Genomic DNA, 25,383 nt, shown 5'->3' with positions numbered 1-25,383 from the left:
GCCGGTCGCCGCCAACGAAACCGATACCTGGGAAGAGTTCTGACAAGGCCGCGAACGCGGCTGAAACAGCACAACATTCCCATGCCAATCAGGGCGGTCCGGTCAAACCGGGCCGCCCTTGTTTCGTCCGAACCAGCCGGTGAGAGACTCTCTGCGGCGTCCGCGATCATGCGGCGGTGTGAACGGGCGCCGCTATTCCATTTCCAAGACCGAAGGCGCAGGATGGCGCCTCATCGAAGGCCGGGAGGAAAGCGACCAATGCGGTGCATCATCTGCGAAGGAGCGGCGAAGCGGGGCGAGGCCGAAGCGGCGCATGTCGCCATGATCCGCTGCCCGCGATGCGGCGAGTTCGAAGTCTCCGACGCGGCGAGCAAAGCGCTCGCGAGCTGGGACCCTTACGCACGCCTCCAAGCGCTCAGATATGCGCAGACGAATGCGCTGCCGGGCCGCATGCCGAATCTCCACGGCATCGCTTAGGCACAGGGCCGCTTCTCAATTTTGGGAAATGGTGCCCAGGAAAGGACTCGAACCTTCACGCCTTGCGACACACCGACCTGAACGGTGCGCGTCTACCAATTCCGCCACCTGGGCACGGCGCGGACAATTAGAAGCTGGACCCGCCGCTGTCAACGCGGATTTTTTCGCGCCCCGATCGGCGAGGCCCGGGCGGACGGCCACGGGAAAGCGGTGGTGCTTTCGCGCCTTCACCTTGGCGGGCGAACCGGTTATGAGGCAAGGCGAAGCCGATTGCGCGCGGGCTACCGGGCGACGACATGGCGAGGCAAGCAAGGAGCGCAGGAACGATGGCGGTCGACACGGGCAAGACAGTAGTGGTCTTCGGCGGTTCGGGTTTCCTCGGCCGCTATGTGACGCTGGCGCTCGCTCGCCGCGGCTACCGCATCCGCGTCGCCTGCCGGCGGCCGGATCTGGCCTATCACTTGCAGACCAACGGCAATATGGGCCAGATCATGCCGGTCCAGGCGAATCTGCGCTATCGCTGGTCGGTGGATCGGGCGGTCGCCGGCGCCGATCATGTGATCAATCTCGTCGGCATCCTCGCCGAAAGCGGTCGCCAGAATTTCGAGGCGGTGCAGTCCTTCGGGGCGCAGGCGGTGGCCGAGGCGGCACGCGGCGTCGGGGCGCGAATGACCCAAATCTCGGCGATCGGGGCGGACGCGTCCTCCGACTCCGCCTATGCCCGCACCAAGGCGGCCGGCGAGCAGGCGGTGCGCGAAACGATTGCCGATGCTACCATCATCCGGCCCTCGATCGTGTTCGGGGCGGAAGACCAGTTCTTCAACCGCTTCGCCCAGATGGCGCGATTCTCGCCGGTCCTGCCGCTGATCGGCGGTGGCCGCACCCGCTTTCAGCCGGTCTATGTCGGCGACGTCGCCGAGGCGATCGCCGCGACGGTGGACGGCAAGGTGGCGGGTGGCCGCGTCTATGAACTCGGCGGGCCGGAGATCCTCACCTTCCGCGAGCTGATGGAAGAGATGCTCGCAGTGATCGCCCGCAAGCGCCGTTTCGTCACGATCCCGTTCGGCGCAGCCGCTTCGATGGCGCGGGTCATGCGGTTTCTGCCCGGCGCGCCGTTGACCGAGGACCAGGTCCGCCAGTTGCGGCACGACAATGTGGTCTCCGAGGAAGCCATCGCTGAGGGCCGCGACCTCGCCGCCTTCGGGCTGAAGGGGCATACGATCGACGCGATCCTGCCGACCTATCTCGTCCGGTTTCGCCCGGAGGGCCAGTTCACCACGCCGCAACCGCAGGCCGGCGGCCTGACGCCGGACGAAAGAGAATTCGTCTGAGCGGATCGCGCAAGGCCTGGACGCCAGCCGGCGTCCAGGCTCTTAATTCGCGCTCGATTACGATGAAATAGGATCGATTCCAGCAGGTCAGCGGGGAATGCGGGCGGAAAACCGGTTCTCACTTTTCCTCATTCCTCATTCCTCATTCCTCATTCCTCATTCCGCGTTAGCCGATCGCCACAATCGCCACGATACCGGCCAGACCCACCGCGATGCGCCACCAGGCGAAGGGCGCAAAGCCGTGCCGCGAGACGAAGTCGAGCAGGCCGCGGACGACGACGAGCGCCGACAGGAACGCCATGACGAAGCCGATGGCGATCAGCCCGAAATCGTCGAGCGACAGAAGGTCCCGGTTCTTGATCAGATCGTAGGTGAATGCGCCGACCATGGTCGGCATGGCCAGGAAGAACGAGAATTCGGCCGCCGAGCGCTTGTCGGTGCCCATTAAAAGCGCGCCGGCGATGGTGGCGCCCGAGCGCGACGTGCCGGGGATCAGCGCCAAAGTCTGGAACAGGCCGATCTTCAGGCAGAGCGAGAGCGGATAGTCCATGACGTCGTGATAGCGCACGGTGAGCGGCATCCGGTCGACGACAAGCAGCAGGATGCCGCCGACGACGAGCGCCACGCAAATGACGATCGGCGTCTCGAACAGCACCGTCTTGATGAAGTCGTGCGCCAGGACGCCGGCGAAGGCCGCCGGCAGGAAGGCCAGCACGATACCGGCGACGAAGCGGCGGCTTCTCGGGCTCGACGGCAGCGTGATGAACAGCTGCCACAGCCGGGCGAAATAGACGGCGAGGATTGCCAGGATCGCGCCGAGCTGGATAAGCACCTCGAAGCTCCGGGCGGTCGACTGGAAGCCGAGGAAATGGCCGAGCAAAAGGATATGCCCGGTCGAGGAGACCGGAATGAACTCGGTGAGACCCTCGGTAATGCCGAGGATGACCGCATCAATGATGGTCCCGATTTCCATGAAAGCGTCGTCCTTGATGAATCTCTGATCTGCGCGGGAAGGCCGATGCGAAGCGTTCGATGCCGGTCCCGGTGAGAGACGCGCCTGGGCATCGAAACGCGACGCGGAACATGGCCCGCAGCGCTTTGACTCCGTTCGGCCGAGGATTGCAACATCTTGCAAGCCACACGGATGCTGCTATGTGGCCCGGAAACACCGAGGCGAGGTTGTTCAGGGTTCGTTGACGCGGACCTGCGACAATTCTGGTCAACGCGACCGTCCGATCTTCCGGCCGTGTGCTTCGATATCATCACGGTCCGGCGCCGCCAGCCGTGCCCGGCGACCCCACGTAAGAGCCCGACCCGTTTTCATGCTGAAGCTTCACCATCATCCGATGTCCGCCGCCTCGCGCTTCGTGCGGCTGGTGCTCGGCGAATACGGCGAGCGGGCCGAACTTCTGCCGGAGCGGACCTGGGAAAAGCGGCCGGAATTCCTCGCCCTCAATCCGGCGGCGACGCTTCCGGTGATGATCGAGGACAACGGCCCGCCGATCGTCGGCGCGACGGTGGTGGGCGAATATCTCGACGAGACGCGCGGCGTCTTCCAGCGCGATCGGCGGCTGTTGCCGGAAAAGCCGATCGAGCGGGCCGAGGCGCGCCGGCTGACCGAATGGTTCCTGTCCAAACTCGACGGCGAGGTGACGCGCTATCTGGTGCGCGAGCGGGTGCTCAAGCTGGAAATGAAGCCGCAAGAGGGCGGCGGTGCGCCCGACGCCGCGGCGATCCGCGCCGCGCGGGCCAATCTCAAGCACCATCTGCGCTATCTCGGCTGGCTGGCCGAAAGCCGTGACTGGCTGGCCGGGCCGAAGCTGTCCTACGCCGATCTGGCAGCGGCCGCCGCCCTGTCGATCCTCGACTATCTCGGCGAAGTCGCTTGGGATCAGGAGCCGGCGGCCAAGGACTGGTACATGCGGGTGAAATCCCGGCCGTCCTTCCGCCCGCTGCTCACAGAACGGGTGCGCGGCCTGCCGCCGGTACATCATTACGGCGAACTGGATTTCTGAGCCGCGCGGCGGTTTCCGCTGGCCGCAGGCTTTCGCTATAACTGACGCATGGTGGCCCCACCCCACAATTTGCCTGACCGCCTGAAATCCTTCATCCGGGACGACGCGCGCCGTCTCGGCTTCGACGCCGTCGGCATCGCGCCGGGCACCGGCGACGTTGCGGCCGGTCCGCGGCTCGACGACTTCCTCGCCCAGGGCCGCCACGGCACCATGGACTGGATGCCGGAGACGGCGGAACGGCGCCGCTCGGCGAGGGCGCTGTGGCCACAGGTGCGCTCGATTATCGTTCTGGGCCTGAGCTATGCGCCGGACGAGGACCCGCTGGCGATCCTGTCGCGGCCCGATCGCGGCGGGATTTCGGTCTATGCCCGCCACCGCGACTATCACGAACTGATCAAGGGTCGGCTGAAGGAACTGGCGTCACGGCTGATCGCCAAGGCCGGAGGCGCCGCCAGCGGCCACGACGCCAAGGTCTTCGTCGACACTGCGCCGGTGATGGAAAAGCCGCTCGGCGAGATCGCCGGACTCGGCTGGCAGGGCAAGCACACCAATCTGGTCAGCCGGGAACATGGCTCCTGGCTGTTCCTCGGATCGATCTTCACCACGCTCGAGCTTCCCGCCGACGCGCCGGGTCGAGACCTGTGCGGCTCGTGCCGCGCCTGCCAGGACGTCTGTCCGACCGACGCGTTCCCCACGCCCTATCAACTCGACGCGCGGCGCTGCATCTCCTACCTCACCATCGAAACCAAGGCGGTGATCCCGCGCGAGTTCCGCGCCGCGATGGGCAACCGCATCTATGGTTGCGACGACTGCCTCGCCGTCTGTCCCTGGAACAAGTTCGCGGCGAACGCCCGCGAGGCCAAGCTGATCGCGCGCGACGAATTGCGGGCGCCGCGCCTTGCGGAACTGCTCGCCCTCGACGATCCTGGCTTCCGGGCGCTGTTTTCCGGTTCGCCGGTGAAGCGGATCGGTCGCGACAAGTTCGTCTCCAACTGCCTGATCGCGGCCGGAAATTCCGGGAATCCGAATTTGGCTCCCATGGTCGGGGGACTGCTGCGGGACCCAGCGCCGCTGGTTCGGGCGATGGCGATCTGGGCGCTGGACCGTCTCGATCGTGCCGACGCCTTGCGTGAACGCGTCGGGGCGCTCGATAGCGAAGACAATCCGAACGTCAGGAGCGAATGGCATGCGCTGGGGCAGGAAGACGAGGCAGTCGGCCGAGACGGTGCGTGATGCCGCCGTTACGGCCGGCGAAACCGCGGTCAAGGCTGGCAGAATGAGCGTCGAGCAGGCCAGGCACTCGCTGCAATGGGCCGGCGACAGCCTGCCCGACGCGCTGCGCCGCCGCCAGGCGATCGGCGCTGGGGCGGTCGGGGCGCTGGCGATCTGCGCGCTCGCCGTCGGAGCGATCGCGGTCGGCGCCTTCGCGATCGGTCGGCTGTCGATCGGTCGGGCAAAGGTCGGGTCCGCCGATATCGGCCGTCTCAGGATCGGTCGGCTCGAGGTCGACGAGATCGTTCCGGCCGGCCGGCGTCATTCGCGTGTCAAAGGTCGAGCGGCATGACGGACATATCCGATCTATCTCGGATGCGGCTCTTCGTCTTCGGCCACGGCTATTCGGCTTCGCGCTTCGTCGAGACGTTCGACGCCAAGGCCTTCGACAGGAACACGGTCACCGGCGTTACAGTCCGCTCCAGGGACAAGGCGGCAAGCTTGGCCGCGCATGGCCTGAAGCCCTTCGTTTTCGACGGCGAGCATCCGGCGGACGGCATCGCCTCGACGCTCTATCGCGCCACCCACCTCCTGGTCTCGATCCCGCCCGGCCATGCCGCCCCGGCCGGCGCCTGCGTCGGCGGCGCCAACGCCCGGGCCGGCGATCCGGTGCTGCGCTGGTATGCCGACGAGATCGCCCATGGCAGCCCGAATTTGCAATGGATCGGCTATCTGTCGACGGTCGGCGTCTATGGCGACCATGACGGCGACTTGGTCGACGAGGACAGCGAGACCCGGCCGGTCTCCGAGCGCTCCAAGGCGCGGGTCGCGGCGGAGGATGCCTGGCGGGAGGTCGCGGAAACGCGCGGCGTGCCGTTGGCGATCCTCAGGCTTTCCGGCATTTACGGGCCGGGCCGCAACGGTTTCGTCAATCTGGCCAGGGGGACGGCCAAGCGGCTGGTGAAGCCCGGCCAGGTGTTCAACCGCATCCATGTCGACGATATCGCCGGGGCGTTGGCGCTGCTTGCCGGCCAGCGCCTCGGCGGTGTGTTCAACGTCAGCGACGACGAGCCGGCGCCACCACAGGACGTCGTCGCGCACGCCGCCGAACTCGCAGGCGTCGCGCCGCCGCCGGAAACCGGGTTCGACGAGGCCGAGTTGTCGCCGATGGCGCGCAGTTTCTACGGCGAGAACAAGCGGATTTCCAACGCCAAGATCAAGGCGGCGGGCTACGCCTTCCGCTATCCGACCTATCGCGAGGGCCTGGCGGGGTTGGTTGGGGATTACAAACAGGAAAAGGGCGGGTAAGGCGCTCGCCCGCGCCCGGTTTGATCCGCATCAAGGCGACGGTTGCTGGAAGGTTCATGGTTTGCGGATGGTACGGCGGAGCGCGCGCGTGCGAGCCGCCCGAGCCGGAAACACGGAGCAGCACAATGAGCAGGTACACAATCATTCCGGCGGCGGTCGCGGCCGTCGCCCTGATGCCGGGTATGGCCCTGGCGCAGCAGACGGAACCCTATCGATACGCCTATGGCCCGCATATGGGCTGGGATGGAGGCTGGTCCGGCATGATCTTCGGTCCTTTTTTCATGATCTTGTTCCTGGCCATCGTGATCGGCCTCATTGTCCTCCTGGTGCGCTGGCTCGGCGGCGGGGCGTGGCCGGCAATGCAGGCGCCCAATCAACAGGGCGGACGCTCGCCGCACGATATCCTCAAGGAGCGCTATGCGCGCGGCGAGATCGACAAGGACGATTTCGAGGAACGCAAGCGCACCCTCGGCGAGTGACCGAAGGCGCGCGGTCGACGGCGAACCGGCTCGGCGACGGCGGTCAGGCCGTTGTCGCGGGTTCTGGCGCCGCGCCCGGCTTCAGCGCGAACACGTCGGACGGCGAAAAATAGAGGTCGACGAGCGCGCCGCGCAGCGGCGGCGGCGCGGTCGGCCGGTTGAAGGTATCGGCGAGGATGATGCCGCCGGCGACCGACAGTTTCAGCCGCACCACCGAGCCGAGAAATTGCGTGTCCTCCACTCGTGCGCTCAGCCGGTTGATCCGTTCGGGCGAGGGTTCGAGCTTCACTGCCTCGGGCCGCAGCGCCAGCGTCACTGGGGCTCCCGCCGCGCCTTGCGGCGGTTCGGCCAGCGTCACCGACGTGCCGTTGACCGCGACCGTCGAACCGCTTTCCCTGACGCCGTCGAGAAGGCTGAGCGTGCCGACGAAACTCGCCACGAAACGGCTGGTCGGCCGATTGTAGATCTCGAAGGGCGCGCCGCATTGTTCGATGCGGCCGTCGCTCATCACGACGATCCGGTCGGAGATCGACAAGGCCTCTTCCTGATCGTGCGTGACGAAAATCGTGGTGATACCGAGCTCGCGCTGCAGCGCCCGGATTTCCTCGCGCAGCGACAGGCGGATTTGCGCGTCGAGCGCCGAAAGCGGCTCGTCGAGCAGCAAGACGCGCGGGCTCGGCGCCAGGGCACGTGCGAGCGCGACGCGCTGCTGCTGTCCGCCGGAGAGCTGGTAGGGATAGCGCTCGGCCAGATGCGGCAGCTTGATCAGCGCCAGCATTTCCGCGACACGGGGGCCGATCTCGGATTTCGGGCGGCCGGCGACCTTGAGGCCGAAGGCGACGTTGTCGGCGACCGAGAGGTTCGGAAACAGCGCATAGGCCTGGAACACCATGCCGATCCGCCGGCGGTTGGGCCGGGTGTCGGTCACGTCTTCGCCGTCGATCACGATGTTGCCGGCCGATGGCGTCTCGAAGCCGGCGATCATCCGCAGCATCGTCGTCTTGCCGCAACCGGACGGTCCGAGAAACGAGACGAACTCGCCGCGCTCGACGCCAAGGTCGAAATCGCGGACCACCGTAGTCGCTCCGAAGCGCTTCGAGACGTTCGAGATCTGGAGAAAGCTCATCGGGCGGCGCGCCTTCCCAATTTGAACAGCGATCGTCCCGAACGGGAGCGGCCGGGAGCCTGGCTGCCGACAACCTGGAGCATGGCCATGCACGCCCAGGTGACCGCGAAGGCGATCACCGCGAGCGCCGCCGGCTCATAGGCGCGGTTGGCTCCCATCAACGCGAGATAGGGGCCAAAGGCGGGCCGGTTGAGAAGGCTTGCCAGCACGAACTCGCCGATGACGATCGCGAAGGTCAGGAACGCGCCGGACAGGACCGCCGCGCGGACATTCGGCAGGATCACCTTGAACAGGATCGTCGGGCGCTTGGCGCCGAGGCTTTCGGCGGCCTCGGTCAGGGTCCGGATGTCGATCGCCGCCATGCCGGTATCGACCGCGCGGAACATGTAGGGCAGCGACAGGATGACATAGCCGAAGACAAGCAGGATGTTGGTGCCGAGGGCGCTGCCGGTGAAGGGCAGGAAGGACGACGAGTTGTAGAGCCGCAGATAGCCGAAGACGAGAACGATCGGCGGGATCACCAGCGGCAGCAGCGTGATGAACTCCACGAGAGGCCTCAGCCTGGGAAATTTCAGCCGCACCCAGTAGGCCGTCGGCACGACGAGAAGCGCGCCGAGGACGATCGTCGCCAGCGCCGCCACGACGGAGAAGACGAAGGTCTCGCGAAAACGCGGATCGTCGAAAACGACACGGTAGGCCTCGAAACTCCAGATTCCGCGCAGCATCGACAGCGAGAATTCGAACGTGGCGACCAGCGGCAGGAAGAAATACAGCGCGCCGACGGCGACGATGGCGAAGGGGGCGATCCGCGAATTTGTCATTGCCGCCACCGCTCGGCACGGGCGCGCAGCCACAGATAGAGAACATTGGAGCAGCCGGTGATGACGATCATGCCGAAGGCGAGCGCGTAGCCGAGATTGGGGTTGTAGAGGACATCGCCGCGGATCTGCGCGTAGAGCAGGATCGGCACGATGTTGAGCGAGGATCCGGTGAGTGCATAGGCGGTCGCGATCGCGCCGAAGGAATTGGCGAAGAGCAACAGGAAGCAGCCGAGGATCGAGGGCGCCAGCACGGGCAGCCCGACCATCCGCCAATATTGCCAGCGCGATGCCCCGAGTATCTCGGAGGCCTCGCTCCATTCCTTCTTCAACCCGTCGAGCGCCGGGGTGATGATCAGCACCATCAGCGGAATCTGAAAATACAGATAGGTGATGGTCAGGCCCCAGAACGACAACAGGTTGAAGCCCAGCGTGTAGATGTTGATACCGAACGTATCCTTGAGGAACAGTGTGACCAGGCCGAGCCGGCCGAGCGTCGCCAGGAAGGCGAAGGCGAGCGGGATGCCGGCGAAATTAGAGGCGACGCCCGCGAAGGTGACTACGGTCGGCCGGATCCCGCCCGGAAGGCCGCCGTGGACGATCGCGTAGGCGATGAAGAAGCCGACCAGCGCGCCGAACGCCGCCGAGGCCAGGCTGACCTGGATCGAGATCGCATAGGCCGCCATGATCTGCGGGGTGAACAGGCCGATGATATTGTCGAAGGTCAGCGCGCCGCTCGGGGTCTGAAAGGCGCCGAAGACCAGATAGACCGTCGGCCCGATCAGGAACAACAGCGCGAAGGCGAAGAATGGAACGATGCCGAGCCAGGCCAGCGAGCGCGGCGGTCGTCTGCGCGGCGGTCCCGCGGCGGGCGCCGTTCGCGAACCGGTCGTCCCTGCATCGACGATAGACGCCATGATCCCCCGCTGTCGTCCGTGTCGCGACCGGACGGACCGCCGGCGTCGCCGGCGATCCGAACATCGAGCGTGCTACTGGACGGTGGCGCCGACGACACTGTCCCACTCGCCGGTGATCGCCGCCTTGGCGGCGTTCTGGTCGTCGAGGCTCGGGAACTTCGCGGTATCGTAGGCCTCAGCCGGCGGCAGCTTGTCGAGGAGTTCCTGCGGGATCTTGCCGGCTTTCGACATCGCGTTGAACCGGATCGGATGACAATAGCCCTTCAGGTAGGTCAACTGGCCTTCGTCTGAGTAGAGATATTCCATCCACAGCTTGGCGGCGTTCGGATGCGGCGCGAAGGCGCTGATCGCCTGGACGTAGACGCCGGCGACGACGCCCGACTTCGGCACCACGACTTCCGTCGCGGGATTGCCCTTCAGCGTATCGCGCGAGGCGAGCGCGTTGTAATCCCAATGGATGAGCACAGGAGTCGTCCCCTGCGCCAGCGTCGCGGTCGAGCCGACGACCGGGACGAAATTGCCCGCTTCGTTCAGCTTCTTGAAGAAGTCGAGGCCGGCCTTGCCGACCGCCTCGCCGCCGCCGTCGGGCGTGGCCACGAGCCCGGCCGCGTAGACCGACTGGATCGCCTGGGCCGAGCTGCGCGGATCACCCGCCAGCGAGACCGCGTTGGCATATTCCGGCTTCATCAGATCGGCCCAGTCGGTGGGCACATTGTCGATGATGTCCTTGTTCACCTGGAAGGCGAGGACGCCGTAGTAGTCGCCGTACCAATGGCCGTCGGCATCCTTGGCGTCGTCCGGAATTTCGTCCCAGGTCGAGACCTTGTAGGGAGCCAGCAGGCCTTCGGCCATCGCGGACGGCCCGAACGACAGTCCGACATCGATGACGTCGGGCGCCTGCGGGCCGGTGTTGCCCTTGTTGGCCTTGATCGCCTCGATCTCGTCACCGGAGCCGGCATTGGGATTGAGCTCGTTGACCTCGAGGCCGTATTTGGCCTTGAAGCCTTCGATCATCTCGCCGTAATTGCACCAGTCGTGCGGCAGCGCGATGGTGGTGAGCTGGCCTTCCTTCTTGGCGGCCGCCACGAGCTCGTCCATCGACATCGCGGCGTCGCCGGACTGCGCGAGAGCCAGGCTGGTCGACAGCGACAGGACGGTGGCGAGCGCGGTGGTGCATGTTCGGGACGTCATCATGGGTAACCCTCTCAGAGAGCGTCGACACGGGCGTCGACGAAAACCAGTCGCTTCCCCAATGGGAGCGCCGGTGCGGTAACATCCGTCGATGACAGTCCGATGTCGCTGCACGGCAGGCTTCAGAAAGGCTCGACCGGTGATATTAGGCACGTCCTCGCCTCGCCATCAATCCGATTTGAAAATGGGGTCCGCGCCGCGGCAATGGTGCATGGCGGTCCGAGTGAGCGAACCGGCGGTCGTTTCGGCACGGCTAGGCGTTCTCGGCTCTGCTATCCGCACACCCATCGCGCTGTCCCGCCAGTGCTTGCGGTCCGCCATCGGATCGTCTGCCCAAGCTATCGCGATGGGTTGAGATCGTCGGTTCCGCCGGCCTCGGAGCGGATCCACTCGACCACGGCGTCCCTGGCGGGGTTCGGTTTCGCCGCGGCCGGATGGACGATGTGGTAGCCGCTTTGATCTTCGCTTTCGTCCCGCCACAGCATGACGAGTCGGCCCCGCGCGATCTCCTCCGCAACAAGCAGGAGCGGCGCCAGCGCGATGCCCTGTCCGTTCGCCGCCGCGTCCATGGCGAGCGATGTCTGATTGAATTGCATGATGCGATGGCGGGCCGTCGTCCCGCTCTGCTCGAACAGCGTTTCCCAGAAAATATGGCTGTCCTGGATCAGCCGATGCGCGGCAAAATCCTCGAACCGCTCGATCGGCGCGGCTGACTCCGCGTATCCGGGGCTACAGACCGCGCAGAGATCGAGCGGAGCCAGAAGCGTGCTGTGCGTGCCGCGTTCGAACGGGGGGTGCCCGTGACGGATGGAGATGTCGACGCCGTCGGGCTGGAAATCGGCGATCCGTTCGCTGGCGACGGTCCGCAGATCGATCTCGGGGTAGGCTTCTTCGAAGCGGCTCAGTCGCGGCACCAGCCATTTCGCCGCGAAGGAGGGCGTGACGCTCAGCGTAATGCGGGCGGTCTCGGGCCGCAGCTTCCCGGTGGCGTCATCGATGATCGCCAACGCCCGGAAGATGGGGCGATGATAGCTTTCTCCCGTCTCGGTCAGCGCGAGGCCGCGTGCCTTGCGGTGGAAGAGCGCCTGCCCGAGATCGGCCTCGAGCCGGCGCACCTGTTGCGCCACGGCTCCTTGCGTCAGGTTCAGTTCCTCCGCCGCGAGCCGGAAGTTCAGATGCCGCGCGGCGGCGTCGAACATCCGCAACGTGTTCAAATTCGGTGTTCGCACGGGGAGCGCCTCAGTTCAGGCAGTAGATTTTCTACAGTCTCGCGCGACGAGACATGATTGGTCAAGCCCCCGCCGGAGGTCCATTCTGGCGCCGGATAAAGACAACGGAGAACGGTCATGACCTCGAAAGTAGCCCTCATCACAGCCGGCGGCAGCGGCATGGGCGCCGACGCCGCGAAGCGCCTGGCCGCCGACGGCTACACCGTCGCGATCCTGTCGTCCTCGGGCAAAGGCGAGGCTCTCGCCGCCGACCTCGGCGGTGGCGGCGTTACCGGCTCGAACCGGTCGGTCGCGGATCTGCAACGGCTGGTGGATCTGGCGATGGACCGCTGGGGCCGCGTCGACGTGCTGGTCAACTCGGCCGGACACGGGCCGAAGGGGCCGGTGCTGGAGATCAGCGACGAGGACTGGCACACCGGCATGGAGGTCTATCTGCTCAATGTCGTGCGGCCGACCCGTCTCGTCGCGCCGATCATGGTGGCCCAGGGCGGGGGTTCGATCGTCAACATCTCGACCTTCGCAACTTTCGAGCCGGACCCGCTGTTTCCGACCTCGGGCGTGTTCCGGGCGGGGCTTGCCGCCTTCACCAAGCTGTTTGCCGACAAATACGCCGCCGACAATGTGCGGATGAACAATGTTCTGCCCGGCTTTATCGACAGCCTGCCCGAAACCGAGGACCGCCGCGCCCGCATTCCCATGGGCCGCTACGGCAAAGCGGGCGAGGTCTCGTCGCTGATCGCCTATCTCGCCTCCGAGGACGCCGCCTACATGACCGGCCAGAACATTCGCGTCGATGGCGGGCTGACCCGTGCTGTCTGACGCCGTCGCGGAACCGGCACCGCGCAACAACGGCCAGATCGCCTTTACGATCAAATGGGTTGCGTCGATCATCCAGATCATGGGCTATGCGGCGACGGCCTTCGGGTGGACGCCTTGGAACATCTATCTGTTTGTGGTCGGGCTCATCGGCTGGTTCGCGGTCGGTGTGCTGTGGAACGATCGGGCACTCATCCTGATCCACCTCGTCGCTCTCGGCGCGATGCTGGTGGGGCTTGCGAGCAGCTGAAAGTCGCCTGAAATCGGCTGATCGTCGCTCCGTCGCATCGACCTGACAAAAGCATGATCGCCGAATCAGGTTCGGCGACGGGGACGATGCGCAATTGCCGGCTCCCGCGCGTCTGGACATCGGGGGCATCGGCACGTTGTCATTGCCGCCCCGGCGATTATAGACTTCCCCGCGAGGAGAAAGCGCGCCGGGAGGAGCTTGGCGCGCTCCGGTATCAAGATGTTCGACGGGCACAATCCCTATCTGGTCGCCCTCTCGGTGGCGGTCGCGATTCTGGGCGGCTACACCGGCTTTAGCCTCGCGGCCCGGGTTCGTGGCGCGCCGGGGCTGACCCGCCGGCTGCTGCTGGCTGGCGCGGCCGTGTTCCTTGCCGTCGGCATCTGGACCATGCATTTCATCGGCATGCTGGCCGCGCCGCTTCCGCAGGCCGCCGGCTATCTCGTCCTGCCGACGATCGTCTCGTTTCTGATCTGCGCGCTGGTCGTCGGCGTTTCGCTGTTCTTCGTCAGCGTCGGTGAGCCGTCCGAAGGGCGGGTCATCGCCTCGGCGCTGTTGCTCGGCGCCGGTATCGTCTCGATGCACTATGTCGGGATTCACGGACTGGCGGGCGATTTCACCATCGAGCACGACCCCGTCATGGTCGGCCTCGCGGCGCTCATCGCGGTCGGCGCGGCCTATGGCGGCTTGCGGATCCTGATCGCCCGGCATGATGGCCGGCGGCTGGCGCTGAGTGCCGTCGCCTTCGGCCTCGCCGTCTCCGGCATGCACTATACGGCGATGTACGGGATGCGATTGCAGCCGCTCGATTCCCTGGACGGCGCGAGCCCCGTCGGACTGGTCGCCTCGGCCGAAGTTCTGGCGCTGATCGTCGCGCTGCTCTGTTTCGTCATCGCCGCGGGCTTCCTGCTGCTGCTGGTTCCCGAACCGCGCCAGCGCGCTGTCCATGCCTTTGCCCCGGCGGGCATCGGCGACGCGGCGTTTGTCGCCGACGCCCTCGGCGCGGGCGCCGCACATCCGCCGGCCGACACGCGGCCGTTGTTGCCGCCGGTGACGCGGCTGCCGGTCGAAGGGCCCGACGGCACGCATTTCATCGACGTGGCGGAGGTGCGCGGCGTGAAGGCCGACGCGCATTATACGCTGGTGCATGACGGCACCCGCGAGCGGATGTGCCCGTGGTCGATCTCCACGACCGAGGCGCGGCTCGACCCGGCCCAGTTCCTGCGGGTACATCGCAGCCACATCGTCGCGATCCCGCACGTGACCTCGGTGCGCCGGGCGGGAGATGGCGGCATCGTCGAACTCGACGGGCTGACGCCGCACCAGGTTCCGGTTAGCCGAGCCCGGATCGCGGAACTGAAGACGCGTCTCGGCCTCGCCCGACACGATGCCAGGCCGCAGCAGGCCGGAAATAGGTCATAAACGCTGACGCAGTTCATGCGCCGAAAACGGCATTTCGTGCGCAATCCGGGCGTTCGTGACACGTTGAGGCCGGCCGTCTTGCCGACGCGCGAACCGCGGAACAGCCTCGCCCCAAATGTCCGCGCCTATCGCGAAAAAGGACAAGGGGGGAACGATGATAACGGGTCAGTTCGACTATCACCGGCCAGCGACCGTTGCCGAAGCGGTCAAGCTGATGGCCTCACTGGGCGAGGACGCGAACCTTCTTGCCGGCGGCCACAGCCTGATCCCCATGATGAAGCTGCGGCTCGCCGCGCCCGAGCACCTCGTCGACCTGCACGGCATCGGCGCCTTGAAGGGCATTCGCCGCGAGGGCGACACGGTGGTGATCGGCGCGATGACGACCCAGCACGAACTGCTCGCCAACGACACCATCGCCGCATCGCTGCCAATCCTTCGCGAGACGGCGCTTTTGATCGCCGACCCGCAGGTGCGCTATCGCGGCACGATCGGCGGCAATGTGGCGAATGGCGATCCGGGCAACGACATGCCGGCGCTGATGATGACGCTGGGCGCGCGCTACCGGATCGAAGGGCCGAGTGGCACCCGCGAGGTCGCGGCGGCGGAATTTTATCAGGGCGCCTATGTGACCGCGCTGGAGCCGGGGGAGATCGTCACGGCGATCGCCATTCCGGCGCCGGCGGACGGCCACGGCTACGCCTATGAAAAGCTGAAACGCAAGGTCGGCGACTACGCGACGGCGGCCGCCGCCGTCATGCTGACGATGGACGGCGGCACGGTGGCGAGTTGCGCGATCGGGCTGACCAATTTGTCGGACACGCCATTGCTCGCCGACGAGGCGGCCGGGATCGTCATCGGCACCAACCTCGATGACGCGACGCTGAAAAAGGCTGCCGCCGCCGCCGAGGCGATCATGTCGCCCGCCGCCGATACGCGCGGTCCGGTCGAATACCGCAAACATGTCGGCGGCATCATGGTCGCGCGCGCGCTGACCCGCGCCGCCGGCCGCGCCGGCTGAGGGGGAAACCATGGCGAAGACTCACATCACGATGACGGTGAACGGCGAAGCGGTCGAAGGCCTCGTCGAGCCGCGCATGCTGCTCGTCCATTTCATCCGCGAGAATTTACAGCTCACCGGCACGCATATCGGTTGCGAGACCACCCATTGCGGCGCCTGCACCATCGATATCGACGGCATGTCGGTGAAGAGCTGCACTATGTTCGCGGTCCAGGCGGAAGGCGCCGCGATCACCACGATCGAGGGCGTGGCCAATGCCGACGGTACGCTGTCGGCCTTGCAGGAGGGCTTTAGGCAGATGCACGGTCTGCAATGCGGGTTCTGTACGCCGGGCATGATCCTGCGCGCCCAACGTCTGCTGCAGGAGAACCCGACGCCGAGCGAGGAGGAAATCCGCTTCGGCATCGCCGGCAATCTTTGCCGCTGCACTGGCTACCAGAACATCGTCAAGGCAATCCAGTACGCGAGCGCCAAGATCAACGGCACCGAATTTCAGGAGGCCGCGCAATGAACGACATGGCACCCACGCGGGAACAACGCGAAGCCAAGCTCGAAGGCATGGGCTGCAAGCGCAAGCGCGTCGAGGATGTGCGCTTCACCCAGGGCAGGGGCAATTATGTTGACGACCTGAAGCTGCCGGGCATGCTGCACGGCGATTTCGTGCGCTCGCCCTATCCGCATGCGCGGGTGCTCTCGATCAACACGGAGGCGGCGCTGAAGGTGCCGGGCGTGTTGGCCGTGCTGACCGCCGAGGATCTCAAGGGCGTCAATCTCGCCTGGATGCCGACACTCGCCGGCGACGTGCAGATGGTGCTGGCCGACGGCAAGGTGCTCTACCAGAACCAGGAAGTGGCCTTCGTCGTCGCCATCGACCGCTATGCGGCCGACGACGGCATCAACGCCGTCGAGGTCGAATACGAGCAACTCGACGTCGTCATCGATCCATTCACGGCGATGGCGCCGGACGCCCCGGTGCTGCGCGAGGATCTGGCCGGCAAGACCGAGGGCGCGCACGGGCCGCGCAAGCATCACAACCACGTCTTCGAGTGGACTGTCGGCGACCGGGAGCTGACCGACGCCGCCTTTGCCAACGCCGACGTGACGATCAAGGAGATGCTCTCCTATCACCGCACCCATCCCTCGCCGCTGGAGACCTGCCAGTGCGTCTGCTCTTTCGACAAGATCACCGGCGAGCTGTCGATCTGGGGCACCTTCCAGGCGCCGCACGTCATCCGCACGGTGGTGGCGCTGATCGCCAAGATTCCCGAACACAAGATCCATGTGATCGCGCCGGATATCGGCGGCGGCTTCGGTAACAAGGTCGGCGCCTATCCGGGCTATATCTGCGCCGCGGTCGCCACCATCGTCACCGGCAAGCCGGTGAAATGGGTCGAGGATCGCATCGAGAACCTGACCACGACGTCGTTTGCCCGCGACTACCACATGACCACGGAGATCGCCGCGACCAAGGAGGGCAAGGTCACCGGGCTTCGCGTCCATGTCCTCGCCGATCACGGCGCCTTCGACGCCTGCGCCGACCCGTCCAAATGGCCGGCCGGCTTCTTCAACATCGTCACCGGGTCCTATGATTTCCCGACGGCGCATGTGGCGGTCGACGGCATCTACACCAACAAGGCCCCAGGGGGCGTCGCCTATCGCTGCTCGTTCCGGGTGACGGAGGCCGCCTATTGCATCGAGCGCGGGATGGACATTCTCGCCCAGAAGCTCGGCATGGACCCGGCCGAACTGCGGTTGAAGAACTTCATCAAGCCGGAGCAGTTTCCCTATCATTCGGCGCTCGGCTGGGAATATGATTCCGGCGACTACCACACCGCCATGAAGAAGATGATGGAGGCGGTCGACTACGCCGGCCTGCGCAAGGAGCAGGCGGAAAAGCGCGAGGCCTTCAAGCGCGGCGAGACGCGCGAGATCATGGGCCTCGGCGTTTCCTTCTTCACCGAGATCGTCGGCGCCGGCCCGTCGAAGAACTGCGACATCCTCGGCATCGCCATGTTCGACAGCTGCGAGATCCGGATGCACCCGACCGGCGCCGGCATCGCCCGCGTCGGCTCCAAGAGCCAGGGCCAGGGCCACGAGACCACCTGGGCCCAGATCATCGCGACGGAAATCGGCATTCCCGCCGACGACATCATGGTCGAGGAGGGCAACACCGACACCGCGCCCTACGGTCTCGGCACCTACGGCTCGCGCTCGACCCCGGTGGCCGGCGCGGCGATCGCCATGGCGGCGCGCAAGATCAAGGCCAAGGCGCAGATGATCGCGGCCTACAAGCTCGAGGTCCATGAAGGCGATCTGGAATGGGACATCGATGGTTTCCGGGTGAAGGGGCTGCCGGAAAAGACCATGTCGATGAAGGACATCTGCTGGGCGGCCTATAATTCGGTGCCGCCGGGCATGGAGCCGGGGCTGGAGGCGGTCAGCTATTACGATCCGCCCAACATGACCTATCCCTTCGGCGCCTATATCTGCGTGATGGAGATCGACGTCGACACCGGCGTCTACAAGATCCGCCGCTTCTATGCGCTGGACGATTGCGGCACGCGGATCAATCCGATGATCATCGAGGGGCAGGTCCATGGCGGTCTGACCGAAGCCTTCGCCATCGCGATGGGTCAGGAAATCCGTTACGACGAAACGGGCAACGTCATCACCGGCTCGTTCATGGATTTCTTCATGCCGACCGCCGTCGAGACCCCGCATTGGGAGACCGATTTCACGGTCACGCCCTCGCCGCATCACCCGATCGGCGCCAAGGGTGTGGGCGAAAGCCCGAATGTCGGCGGCGTGCCGGCCTTCTCCAACGCCGTCAACGACGCCTTTTCGTTTCTGGGCTCGACGCATATCCAGATGCCGCATGATTTCTGGCGCAACTGGAAGGCGGCGAAAGACCTCGGCGCGCTCGGTTGAGCCTGTCGTGAGAGGGCAAAGCATGGCGGCGTCGCGCGTCACGATCGGCGCGCGGCCGGCGCCGCGGGGGAGACCGGAGCACCGGCCATGAGTCTGTCCCGCGACCAGATCGCCGAGCGCCTCGCTGGGGCGGGCTACATCGCCGACGGCGAACTGGCGGTGGCGATCTCGCTGATGGACCTTCTGAAGCGCCCGCTGCTTCTCGAAGGCGAGGCCGGCGTCGGCAAGACCGAGGTCGCCAAGGCGCTGGCGGCCGTGCATTCGGCCGAGCTGATCCGGCTGCAATGCTACGAGGGCCTCGACCAGTCGGCGGCGCTCTACGAATGGAACTACCAGCGGCAATTGCTGGCGATCCAGGCGCACCAGGTTGAAGCAGGCGGCAAGGCGGGCGAGATCGAGGACCAGATCTTCTCGGAAAAATACCTCCTGGAGCGCCCGCTTCTCGCCGCGATCCGCCGGGAAAAGCCGCCGATCCTGTTGATCGACGAGGTCGACCGCGCCGACGAGGAGTTCGAGGCGTTTCTGCTCGAGCTGCTGTCGGACTTCCAGGTGTCGATCCCCGAGCTCGGCACCATCACCGCCGTCTCGATTCCGCATGTCGTGCTGACCTCGAACGGCACGCGCGAGCTGTCGGACGCGCTGCGCCGGCGCTGCCTCTATCACTATGTCGACTACCCCGACGTCGATCGCGAGGCCCGCATCATCATGGCGCGGGTTGAGGGCGCCGGCGCCTCGCTGGCGCTGCAGATCGCGCGGATGGTCGAAAGCATCCGCAAGGAGGATCTGCGCAAGGTTCCCGGTGTCGCCGAGACGCTGGACTGGGCGGCGGCGCTGGTCGGCCTCGACGTGCGCGATCTCGCCGACCGGCCGGAGACGGTGCATGAAACGCTGATGTGCCTGTTGAAGACCCAAGAGGACAAGGCGCGGCTGTCGCGGGAAGTGACGGAGCGCCTGCTGGGGAAGGTGGCGTGAGCGCCGCCGGCCCCGCGCCGGCCCTGGTGCCGGGGGAGCCCGAGGCGTTGTCGGCGCTTGTCGCCGACAAGCTCGCGGCGTTCCTGCGCACCTTGCGCGACAATGCCTTTGCCGTCGGCCTCAGCGAGGGCCAGGACGCGGCGATGCTGCTGGCGTCCGGCTATGGCGACCGGCCCGGCCTACTGCGGGCGGCCTTCAAACATCTGTTCGCCGCGCGCAAGGCCGACTGGGAGGTCTTCGACGGCCTGTTCGACGCCTTCTGGCTCGGCAAGCGGGTGCGCTCGCGCTCGGCGATCTCCGGATCGACCCGGGCCGCCAACAGCCCATCGCTCAAGAATCTGCGCAACGACGCCGCCCATTCAGGCGGCGACACGGCGCCGGACCAGATGCCTGCCGGCGACGAGCCCGGCGAGGACCGCGACGGCGTCGGCCGCATGGAAGGCGCGTCACGGGCTGACAATCTCGCCGAAACCGATTTTCGCAAGATCGCCGATCCGGCGCAGATCGCGGCGGCCCACGACATCGCCGCGCGCCTGGCGCGGACCATGCGCACGCGCCTCACCCGCCGCGATCTTGCCCGCCGCCGCGGCTACCGGCTCGACCTTCGCCGCACCATCCACCGCAATATCAGCCATGGCGGGGTGCCGATCACCCTGGTGAAGCGCCGCCGCAAGGAGAAGCCGCTGCGGCTGGTCATGCTGCTCGACGCGTCGGGCTCGATGAGCCTCTACACCGGCGTCTTTCTTCGCTTCATCCACGGCGTTTTGGACGAGTTTCGCGAGGCCGACGCCTTCCTGTTCCATACAAGGCTCGCCCATGTCTCCGACGCGATGAAGGAGAGGAACCCCGTCCGCGCGCTCGACCGGCTGTCGATGATGGCGCAAGGCGCCGGCGGTGGCACGCGGATCGGCGAGAGCCTTCAGACCTTCAACCGCTGGCACGCGGCGCGGGTGATCCATTCGCGGACCTGCGTCATGATCGTTTCCGACGGCTACGAGACCGGCGACGCGGCGCTGCTTGGCCGGGAGATGGCGCGGCTTTCCCGGCGCTGCCGCCGGATCGTCTGGCTGAACCCGATGATCGGCTGGAAGGGCTACGCGCCGGAGGCCGCCGGCATCAAGGCGGCGCTGCCCCATGTCGACCTCTATGCCCCGGCGCACACGCTGCAGAGCCTTGCCGACCTCGAACCCTATCTGGCGAAACTGTGACGGACCCCTTGCGATGACCGCCCATGTCAACGTGATCGACCTGATATCCCGGCTGAAGGCGGCCGAGGAAGCCTTCGTTCTGGCGACCGTCGTGCGGACCGTTTCGGTGACCGCGGCCAAGGCCGGCGCCAAGGCGGTGATCCGTGCGGACGGCACCATCGCGGCTGGCTGGATCGGCGGCGGCTGCGCCCGTGGCGCGGTGCTGAAGGCGGCGCGCGAGGCGCTCGCCGACGGGGTGGCGCGGCTGGTCTCGGTGCAGCCCGAAAACCTACTCGCCGAACTCGGCGTCAGCCCCGGCGAAAGCCGCGAGGGCGTGCGCTTCGCCAAGAACATGTGCCCGAGCGAGGGCACCATGGACATCTTCATCGAGCCCGTGCTGCCGCAGCCCTCGCTGGTGATCCTTGGCGCCAGTCCCGTCGCGATGGCGCTGGCGAGCCAGGCGCGGCCGCTCGGCTTCCACGTCACCCTCGCGGCCCCGGTGGAGGATCGGCCGGGCGCGCCGGACGCCGACCGCGTGGCAGACTGCTTTGCGGTCGATGGCCTGCAAGAGGCGCGGCGCTTCGTCGTCGTCTCGACGCAAGGTCGGGGCGACAAGGCGGCGCTGACAGCCGCGCTGGGGATCGCGGCCGACACCCACGCCTTCGTCGGCAGTCGGCGCAAGATGGCGGCGCTGCGCCAGACGCTGGCCGCCGAAGGCGCCGACCCGGCGGCGCTCGCTCGGGTCAAGGCGCCGGCGGGTCTCGATCTGGGCGCAATCACGCCGGAGGAGATCGCCCTGTCGATCCTCGCCGAGATCGTTCAGGCCCGCCGCCGTGGCCAACGCGAGGGCGGGGGATAGGGGCCGGCAGGGCGGCGTGGCCGCAGAGCCGGCGGCCTGATCTATTCGCCCCTCATGTGAACTTCTTGAACATCGCGGTTTCGTCGAGCAGGCCTTCGAGCTCGTTCATCCGCCGCCGCGCGGTGTCCCAGTGGATCGCCTGGATGCCGGCCAGCAGGGCCTCCACCATGTAGGTCAGGACGACGGTCGAATCCCAGGCCGACGGTACCTCGATCCGGGCATGAAAGCCGTGCGCCGCGTGGGTGGTGATCGGCGATCCCCACTGGTCGGTCATCAACACGATGGTCACGCCGCGCGCGCGGGCCATCTTGGCGAGACTCAGGAGTTCGCGCTCATAGCGCCTGATGTCGAAGATCAGGAGAACGTCGCCCTCCTTCATGCTCAACACGCTGTGCGGCCAGATATTGGCGTTGGGCGGCAACAGATGCGCGCCGTCGCGGATGACCTGGAGCAGGCTGAAGAAATAGTCGGCCAGCGAACGGGTGACACGGCCGCCGACGACGAACACCGCGCGATCGGGGTCCGCCAGAAGGGCCGTCGCGGCGTCGAAGGTTTCGACGTTCATCCGCTGCAGTGTCTTGCGCAGATTGTCGGATACCGCCTCGGCGAAGCGGTTGAGGATATGGGCGTGCGGCAGCTCGTCGGTCCAGTGCTCGCGCCTGGCGACGGGATCGGAAATCATCATCTTCAGTTCGCCGCGCAGGCTCGCCTGAAAATGCGTGAAGCCGTCGAAGCCGAGCTTGCGCGCCATGCGCAGCACCGTCGGCGTCGAAACGCCGGAGCTTTCCGATAGGGCGGTGATGCTGCCGAGCCCCGAAATCGGATAGTCCTCGAGGATGGCGTCGGCCAGCTGCCGCTCGGCGCGGGTCAGATCGGGAAACGCGGCGCGGATCAGCTCCGCGACCGTCCGGTCATCGCTCGTCGTCATAGAAAAGCTCCCCGTTCATCCGCGCCGGCCTCGTAACATGGCGCCAGCCCGCCGCCGAATTTCGCGGCCGGGCGCGCTTGACATGGTAGGTAACTCTGTAATGATCGTTTCAGAGCCAGTCGAGAGGTAACGCCTTGTCCGAAGGGAGTGCAACACCGAAGGAGCCGTCCGCCGGCTCGCGCGCTCAAACGGTCGAGGTGATCAATCCGGACGGGGCCGGCACCATTCTTCTGGTCTGCGAACATGCCTCGAACGCGATTCCCGCCGAGTTCGGCGATCTCGGCATCGGTGCGGCGACCAAAGCCAGCCACGCCGCCTGGGACCCGGGAGCATTGGCGGTGGCACGGCATCTGTCGGAGACGTTCGACGCACCGCTCGTCGCGCAAAAGGTGTCGCGGCTCGTCTATGACTGCAACCGGCCGCCGGAGGCCGAGGATTCGATTCCCGCGCGCAGTGAAGTCCACGAGATTCCCGGCAATACTGGGCTGATCGCGGCGGCGCGCTCCGACCGGGTCGAACGCTTCTATCGGCCGTTCGAGAGCGCATTGGCAAAGGCCGTCGCGCGGCATCGCGCCACCCATGCCAACCCCGTCCTTTTGACGATCCATTCCTTCACCCCGGTCTATGCCGGAGAGCGCCGGTCCGTGGAAATCGGCATCCTGCACGACAGCGACCAGCGCCTCGCCGATGCCATCCTGGAGGCGGCCGATGGCTCGCTCGACATGCGCCGCAACGAGCCATACGGTCCGGCTGACGGGGTCATGCATACGCTGGCGACCCACGCGGTTCCGCATGGGATGGCCAATGCGATGATCGAGATCCGCAACGACCTGATCGCCACGCCCGGGGACGTGGTCGAGATTGCCAGCAGCCTGGCAGCCTGGGTATCGCGCGCCCAAGCCTCGCTCTCGGCCGGCGCGTCGAAAGGGGCAGCGGCATGAAGCGGCTGGCCGCCTATGTCCGGTTCATCGACCGCGTGAACGGTTGGGTGGGTCTCGTCACGATGTATTCGATCTTCGGGATGATCGGCATCCTGTTTTATTCGACGATCACCAAGACCTTCTTCCTGCCATCGCTGTGGACGCTGGAGATGGCCCAGTTCGCGATGGTGGCCTATTTCCTGGTCGGCGGTGGATACTCGCTCAAGATGGGCGCCCATGTCCGCATGGACCTGGCTTACGGGCGCTGGAGCCCACGCGCACAGGCGGCGACCGACGCGGTCACGATCCTTCTCCTGATCTTCTACCTCGGCATCCTCCTCTACGGGGGCCTCTCATCCACGGCCTATGCGCTGGAATATGGCGAGCGGAGCTATTCGTCCTGGCGGCCCTACATGGCGCCGATCAAGATCGTCATGGTCTGCGGCATCGTGCTGATGCTGCTTCAAGCCATCGCCATGCTGATCCGCAACGTCGCCGAGGCACGGGGAATCGTGCTGCCCGGGGTCGAGCGGCTGCCGCGGGAAGACGAGGTCGACCACCCGCGCGACCGGGAACCGGACGAAGCCGAGCGGGGGGCATCCTCGTGAGCTACGAGATGATCGCCATCCTCATGTTCGCCAGCATGATGGTGATGCTGCTGACCGGCCAGCGCGTCTTCGGCGTCATCGGCGGCGTCGCGGTCGTGACCGCGCTGTTTCTCTATGGCGACGGCGGCTCGGAGATGGGTTTCTCGGCCGTGATGAAGCTGATGAAATGGTATCCGCTGCTCACGCTGCCGCTGTTCATCTTCATGGGCTACATGCTGTCGGAGAGCGGCATCGCCGACGATCTCTACCACATGTTCCACGTCTGGATGGGCGGCACGGCCGGCGGCCTCGCCATCGGGACGATCGGGCTGATGGTGATGATCTCGGCCATGAACGGGCTCTCCGTCGCCGGCATGGCGATCGGCGCGACGATCGCGCTGCCCGAACTGTTGCGGCGCGGCTACGACAAGGTCATGGTGACGGGGGTGATCCAGGCGGGATCGTCCCTGGGCATCCTGGTGCCGCCGAGCGTCGTCCTCGTCCTTTACGGCATGATCGCGCGCCAGCCGGTCGGCCAGCTCTGGCTCGCCGGCGTGTTTCCGGGGCTGATGATCGCGGCGATGTTCGTCGTCTATATCTACCTCCGCTGCCGGGTGAACCCGGAGCTGGGTCCCGCCCTGCCGCTGGAAGAGCGGGAGGGCATCACCCGCGCGGAAAAGATCGGTCTGCTCAAGGCCGGCATCCTGCCGCTGTTCATCTTCTTCGCCATGACCGGCCTTTTCGTCATGGGCGTCACCAGCCTGGTGGAAAGCTCCGCCGTCGGCGCGGTGGCGGCGATGATCGCGGCCCTGGTCAAGCGTCGGTTGACCCTCCATGTGCTGCACGAGACGGTGCGAAAGACGCTCCTCATCTCCTGCATGTTCTTCTGGATCATCATGGCGGCGCTCGCCTTCGGCAGCATCTTCGACGGTGTCGGCGCGTCTCGAGCGCTGGACAGCTTCTTCACCGAGGATCTGGGGCTTGGGCCCTGGCAGATCCTCATCATGATGCAGATCTCCTACATTCTGCTTGGCATGTTCCTCGACGACACGGCCATGCTGGTCATCGTCGCGCCGCTCTACATTCCGCTTGTCGGCGCCCTCGGTTTCGACCTCGTCTGGTACGGCGTCCTCTACACGATCACCTGCCAGATCGCCTATATGACGCCGCCCTTCGGCTACAATCTCTTCCTGATGCGGGCGATGGCGCCGCCCGAAATCACGCTGTCCGACATCTACCGCTCGGTCTGGCCGTTCGTCGGCATCATGATCGTCGGCCTCGGCATCGTCACCGCCTTTCCGCAGATCGCGCTGTGGCTGCCGGAATACGCCTATTCCAATGGTCGCTGACCAAGCTGGTCGGCAAAACAAGCGGGCGGCAAAGCCCGTGCAACCGG

The 25,383-nt window shown here is 66.2% G+C and carries 26 protein-coding genes and 1 tRNA gene; 19 read left to right on the top strand and 8 right to left on the bottom strand.

The window, feature by feature from the left end:
* The first annotated feature begins 258 nt into the window (after positions 1-258).
* Positions 259-477 (top strand): hypothetical protein, encoded by a 219-nt coding sequence (locus VSX60_RS14985; RefSeq protein WP_327625046.1) that lies wholly within the window; start codon positions 259-261, stop codon positions 475-477.
* A 29-nt stretch (positions 478-506) separates the two neighbouring features.
* On the opposite strand, the gene VSX60_RS14980 is transcribed toward VSX60_RS14985, so the two are convergent.
* Positions 507-591: transfer RNA gene (locus VSX60_RS14980), tRNA-Leu, on the bottom strand.
* A 212-nt stretch (positions 592-803) separates the two neighbouring features.
* Between VSX60_RS14980 and VSX60_RS14975 the strand changes: the two genes are divergently transcribed.
* Positions 804-1,808 carry a complex I NDUFA9 subunit family protein gene (locus tag VSX60_RS14975; protein ID WP_327625045.1) on the top strand — a complete coding sequence of 335 codons (1,005 nt, stop codon included), beginning with the start codon at positions 804-806 and terminating at the stop codon, positions 1,806-1,808.
* A 166-nt stretch (positions 1,809-1,974) separates the two neighbouring features.
* On the opposite strand, the gene VSX60_RS14970 is transcribed toward VSX60_RS14975, so the two are convergent.
* Positions 1,975-2,781 (bottom strand): undecaprenyl-diphosphate phosphatase, encoded by an 807-nt coding sequence (locus VSX60_RS14970; protein WP_327625044.1) that lies wholly within the window; start codon positions 2,779-2,781, stop codon positions 1,975-1,977.
* Between the two features lie 349 nt (positions 2,782-3,130).
* On the opposite strand from VSX60_RS14970, the gene VSX60_RS14965 reads away from it, so the two are divergent.
* From VSX60_RS14965 to VSX60_RS14945, 5 genes are all read left to right on the top strand, one after another.
* Positions 3,131-3,823 (top strand): glutathione S-transferase family protein, encoded by a 693-nt coding sequence (locus tag VSX60_RS14965; RefSeq protein ID WP_327625043.1) that lies wholly within the window; start codon positions 3,131-3,133, stop codon positions 3,821-3,823.
* Positions 3,824-3,874: 51 nt separating this feature from the next.
* Positions 3,875-5,056, top strand: a complete 1,182-nt coding sequence (queG, locus tag VSX60_RS14960; protein ID WP_327625040.1) for a tRNA epoxyqueuosine(34) reductase QueG — start codon at positions 3,875-3,877, stop codon at positions 5,054-5,056.
* Positions 5,010-5,387, top strand: a complete 378-nt coding sequence (locus tag VSX60_RS14955) for a hypothetical protein (RefSeq protein WP_327625038.1) — start codon at positions 5,010-5,012, stop codon at positions 5,385-5,387. The genes queG and VSX60_RS14955 overlap by 47 nt, the downstream gene beginning before the upstream one ends.
* Before the next feature lie 23 nt (positions 5,388-5,410).
* Positions 5,411-6,343 carry an SDR family oxidoreductase gene (locus VSX60_RS14950; protein WP_327625049.1) on the top strand — a complete coding sequence of 311 codons (933 nt, stop codon included), beginning with the start codon at positions 5,411-5,413 and terminating at the stop codon, positions 6,341-6,343.
* 125 nt (positions 6,344-6,468) lie between these two features.
* Positions 6,469-6,822 carry an SHOCT domain-containing protein gene (locus VSX60_RS14945; protein WP_327625036.1) on the top strand — a complete coding sequence of 118 codons (354 nt, stop codon included), beginning with the start codon at positions 6,469-6,471 and terminating at the stop codon, positions 6,820-6,822.
* A gap of 43 nt (positions 6,823-6,865) precedes the next feature.
* Here the strand turns inward: VSX60_RS14945 and VSX60_RS14940 are convergent, their stop codons facing one another.
* The 5 genes from VSX60_RS14940 to VSX60_RS14920 all read right to left on the bottom strand — a co-directional run bounded on the left by VSX60_RS14940 (position 6,866) and on the right by VSX60_RS14920 (position 12,103).
* Positions 6,866-7,948: an ABC transporter ATP-binding protein gene (locus tag VSX60_RS14940; RefSeq protein WP_327625035.1), complete on the bottom strand. Its 1,083-nt coding sequence runs from the start codon at positions 7,946-7,948 to the stop codon at positions 6,866-6,868.
* Positions 7,945-8,769, bottom strand: coding sequence for an ABC transporter permease (locus VSX60_RS14935; RefSeq protein ID WP_327625034.1), 825 nt, complete (start codon positions 8,767-8,769; stop codon positions 7,945-7,947). Before VSX60_RS14935 ends, VSX60_RS14940 begins: the two co-directional genes overlap by 4 nt.
* A complete protein-coding gene (locus VSX60_RS14930) occupies positions 8,766-9,683 on the bottom strand; it encodes an ABC transporter permease (RefSeq protein WP_327625033.1) in 918 nt (305 codons plus the stop codon). Before VSX60_RS14930 ends, VSX60_RS14935 begins: the two co-directional genes overlap by 4 nt.
* A gap of 72 nt (positions 9,684-9,755) precedes the next feature.
* Positions 9,756-10,874 (bottom strand): ABC transporter substrate-binding protein, encoded by a 1,119-nt coding sequence (locus VSX60_RS14925; protein ID WP_327625031.1) that lies wholly within the window; start codon positions 10,872-10,874, stop codon positions 9,756-9,758.
* Positions 10,875-11,212: 338 nt separating this feature from the next.
* Entirely contained in the window at positions 11,213-12,103 is an 891-nt protein-coding gene (locus tag VSX60_RS14920) for a LysR substrate-binding domain-containing protein (RefSeq protein WP_327625030.1), read from the bottom strand.
* Positions 12,104-12,220: 117 nt separating this feature from the next.
* Between VSX60_RS14920 and VSX60_RS14915 the strand changes: the two genes are divergently transcribed.
* The 9 genes from VSX60_RS14915 (at position 12,221) to VSX60_RS14875 (ending at position 21,552) form a co-directional block, all read left to right on the top strand.
* Positions 12,221-12,922, top strand: a complete 702-nt coding sequence (locus tag VSX60_RS14915; protein ID WP_327625028.1) for an SDR family oxidoreductase — start codon at positions 12,221-12,223, stop codon at positions 12,920-12,922.
* On the top strand, positions 12,912-13,169 hold the full coding sequence (locus tag VSX60_RS14910) for a DUF6552 family protein (protein WP_327625027.1): 258 nt from the start codon (positions 12,912-12,914) through the stop codon (positions 13,167-13,169). The genes VSX60_RS14915 and VSX60_RS14910 overlap by 11 nt, the downstream gene beginning before the upstream one ends.
* A gap of 219 nt (positions 13,170-13,388) precedes the next feature.
* On the top strand, positions 13,389-14,588 hold the full coding sequence (locus tag VSX60_RS14905) for an MHYT domain-containing protein (RefSeq protein ID WP_327625048.1): 1,200 nt from the start codon (positions 13,389-13,391) through the stop codon (positions 14,586-14,588).
* Between the two features lie 154 nt (positions 14,589-14,742).
* Positions 14,743-15,606 (top strand): FAD binding domain-containing protein, encoded by an 864-nt coding sequence (locus VSX60_RS14900; RefSeq protein WP_327625026.1) that lies wholly within the window; start codon positions 14,743-14,745, stop codon positions 15,604-15,606.
* Positions 15,607-15,616: 10 nt separating this feature from the next.
* On the top strand, positions 15,617-16,117 hold the full coding sequence (locus VSX60_RS14895) for a (2Fe-2S)-binding protein (protein ID WP_327625025.1): 501 nt from the start codon (positions 15,617-15,619) through the stop codon (positions 16,115-16,117).
* The gene (locus VSX60_RS14890; protein WP_327625023.1) at positions 16,114-18,534 is read left to right on the top strand and encodes an aerobic carbon-monoxide dehydrogenase large subunit; all 2,421 of its coding nucleotides are present in this window, start codon (positions 16,114-16,116) and stop codon (positions 18,532-18,534) included. The genes VSX60_RS14895 and VSX60_RS14890 overlap by 4 nt, the downstream gene beginning before the upstream one ends.
* Before the next feature lie 87 nt (positions 18,535-18,621).
* Positions 18,622-19,506, top strand: coding sequence for an AAA family ATPase (locus tag VSX60_RS14885; RefSeq protein ID WP_327625021.1), 885 nt, complete (start codon positions 18,622-18,624; stop codon positions 19,504-19,506).
* Positions 19,503-20,714 carry a vWA domain-containing protein gene (locus VSX60_RS14880; protein WP_327625020.1) on the top strand — a complete coding sequence of 404 codons (1,212 nt, stop codon included), beginning with the start codon at positions 19,503-19,505 and terminating at the stop codon, positions 20,712-20,714. Before VSX60_RS14885 ends, VSX60_RS14880 begins: the two co-directional genes overlap by 4 nt.
* 13 nt (positions 20,715-20,727) lie before the next feature.
* Complete coding sequence (locus VSX60_RS14875; RefSeq protein ID WP_327625019.1) at positions 20,728-21,552, top strand: XdhC family protein; 825 nt, start codon at positions 20,728-20,730, stop codon at positions 21,550-21,552.
* A gap of 52 nt (positions 21,553-21,604) precedes the next feature.
* On the opposite strand, the gene VSX60_RS14870 is transcribed toward VSX60_RS14875, so the two are convergent.
* On the bottom strand, positions 21,605-22,480 hold the full coding sequence (locus tag VSX60_RS14870; RefSeq protein WP_327625018.1) for a MurR/RpiR family transcriptional regulator: 876 nt from the start codon (positions 22,478-22,480) through the stop codon (positions 21,605-21,607).
* Positions 22,481-22,614: 134 nt separating this feature from the next.
* Between VSX60_RS14870 and VSX60_RS14865 the strand changes: the two genes are divergently transcribed.
* From VSX60_RS14865 to VSX60_RS14855, 3 genes are read left to right on the top strand one after another with little or no spacing between them, the layout of a single operon-like run.
* Positions 22,615-23,421 carry an N-formylglutamate amidohydrolase gene (locus tag VSX60_RS14865; RefSeq protein WP_327625017.1) on the top strand — a complete coding sequence of 269 codons (807 nt, stop codon included), beginning with the start codon at positions 22,615-22,617 and terminating at the stop codon, positions 23,419-23,421.
* Complete coding sequence (locus VSX60_RS14860; protein ID WP_327625016.1) at positions 23,418-24,008, top strand: TRAP transporter small permease subunit; 591 nt, start codon at positions 23,418-23,420, stop codon at positions 24,006-24,008. The genes VSX60_RS14865 and VSX60_RS14860 overlap by 4 nt, the downstream gene beginning before the upstream one ends.
* Positions 24,005-25,336, top strand: a complete 1,332-nt coding sequence (locus tag VSX60_RS14855) for a TRAP transporter large permease (RefSeq protein ID WP_327625015.1) — start codon at positions 24,005-24,007, stop codon at positions 25,334-25,336. Before VSX60_RS14860 ends, VSX60_RS14855 begins: the two co-directional genes overlap by 4 nt.
* Positions 25,337-25,383: the final 47 nt, after the last annotated feature.

It is taken from the genome of Aurantimonas sp. A3-2-R12, from assembly GCF_036016755.1.
In the GTDB taxonomy this organism is placed as follows: Bacteria; Pseudomonadota; Alphaproteobacteria; order Rhizobiales; family Rhizobiaceae; genus Aurantimonas; species Aurantimonas coralicida_A.
The sequence above is the reverse complement of the archived record's forward strand: the minus strand, read 5'-3'. Positions and strand labels throughout refer to the sequence as shown.

Excerpts from the sequence above, each read along its gene's own strand:
- VSX60_RS14860 (WP_327625016.1), top strand. The coding sequence starts at position 23,418 with ATGAAGCGGCTGGCCGCCTATGTCCGGTTCATCGACCGCGTGAACGGT.
- VSX60_RS14930 (WP_327625033.1), bottom strand. The coding sequence starts at position 9,683 with ATGGCGTCTATCGTCGATGCAGGGACGACCGGTTCGCGAACGGCGCCC.
- VSX60_RS14915 (WP_327625028.1), top strand. The coding sequence starts at position 12,221 with ATGACCTCGAAAGTAGCCCTCATCACAGCCGGCGGCAGCGGCATGGGC.
- VSX60_RS14885 (WP_327625021.1), top strand. The coding sequence starts at position 18,622 with ATGAGTCTGTCCCGCGACCAGATCGCCGAGCGCCTCGCTGGGGCGGGC.
- VSX60_RS14945 (WP_327625036.1), top strand. The coding sequence starts at position 6,469 with ATGAGCAGGTACACAATCATTCCGGCGGCGGTCGCGGCCGTCGCCCTG.
- VSX60_RS14925 (WP_327625031.1), bottom strand. The coding sequence starts at position 10,874 with ATGACGTCCCGAACATGCACCACCGCGCTCGCCACCGTCCTGTCGCTG.
- VSX60_RS14895 (WP_327625025.1), top strand. The coding sequence starts at position 15,617 with ATGGCGAAGACTCACATCACGATGACGGTGAACGGCGAAGCGGTCGAA.
- VSX60_RS14890 (WP_327625023.1), top strand. The coding sequence starts at position 16,114 with ATGAACGACATGGCACCCACGCGGGAACAACGCGAAGCCAAGCTCGAA.
- VSX60_RS14870 (WP_327625018.1), bottom strand. The coding sequence starts at position 22,480 with ATGACGACGAGCGATGACCGGACGGTCGCGGAGCTGATCCGCGCCGCG.
- VSX60_RS14935 (WP_327625034.1), bottom strand. The coding sequence starts at position 8,769 with ATGACAAATTCGCGGATCGCCCCCTTCGCCATCGTCGCCGTCGGCGCG.
- VSX60_RS14970 (WP_327625044.1), bottom strand. The coding sequence starts at position 2,781 with ATGGAAATCGGGACCATCATTGATGCGGTCATCCTCGGCATTACCGAG.
- VSX60_RS14985 (WP_327625046.1), top strand. The coding sequence starts at position 259 with ATGCGGTGCATCATCTGCGAAGGAGCGGCGAAGCGGGGCGAGGCCGAA.
- VSX60_RS14950 (WP_327625049.1), top strand. The coding sequence starts at position 5,411 with ATGCGGCTCTTCGTCTTCGGCCACGGCTATTCGGCTTCGCGCTTCGTC.
- VSX60_RS14940 (WP_327625035.1), bottom strand. The coding sequence starts at position 7,948 with ATGAGCTTTCTCCAGATCTCGAACGTCTCGAAGCGCTTCGGAGCGACT.
- VSX60_RS14955 (WP_327625038.1), top strand. The coding sequence starts at position 5,010 with ATGCGCTGGGGCAGGAAGACGAGGCAGTCGGCCGAGACGGTGCGTGAT.
- VSX60_RS14900 (WP_327625026.1), top strand. The coding sequence starts at position 14,743 with ATGATAACGGGTCAGTTCGACTATCACCGGCCAGCGACCGTTGCCGAA.
- VSX60_RS14975 (WP_327625045.1), top strand. The coding sequence starts at position 804 with ATGGCGGTCGACACGGGCAAGACAGTAGTGGTCTTCGGCGGTTCGGGT.
- VSX60_RS14965 (WP_327625043.1), top strand. The coding sequence starts at position 3,131 with ATGCTGAAGCTTCACCATCATCCGATGTCCGCCGCCTCGCGCTTCGTG.
- VSX60_RS14905 (WP_327625048.1), top strand. The coding sequence starts at position 13,389 with ATGTTCGACGGGCACAATCCCTATCTGGTCGCCCTCTCGGTGGCGGTC.
- VSX60_RS14875 (WP_327625019.1), top strand. The coding sequence starts at position 20,728 with ATGACCGCCCATGTCAACGTGATCGACCTGATATCCCGGCTGAAGGCG.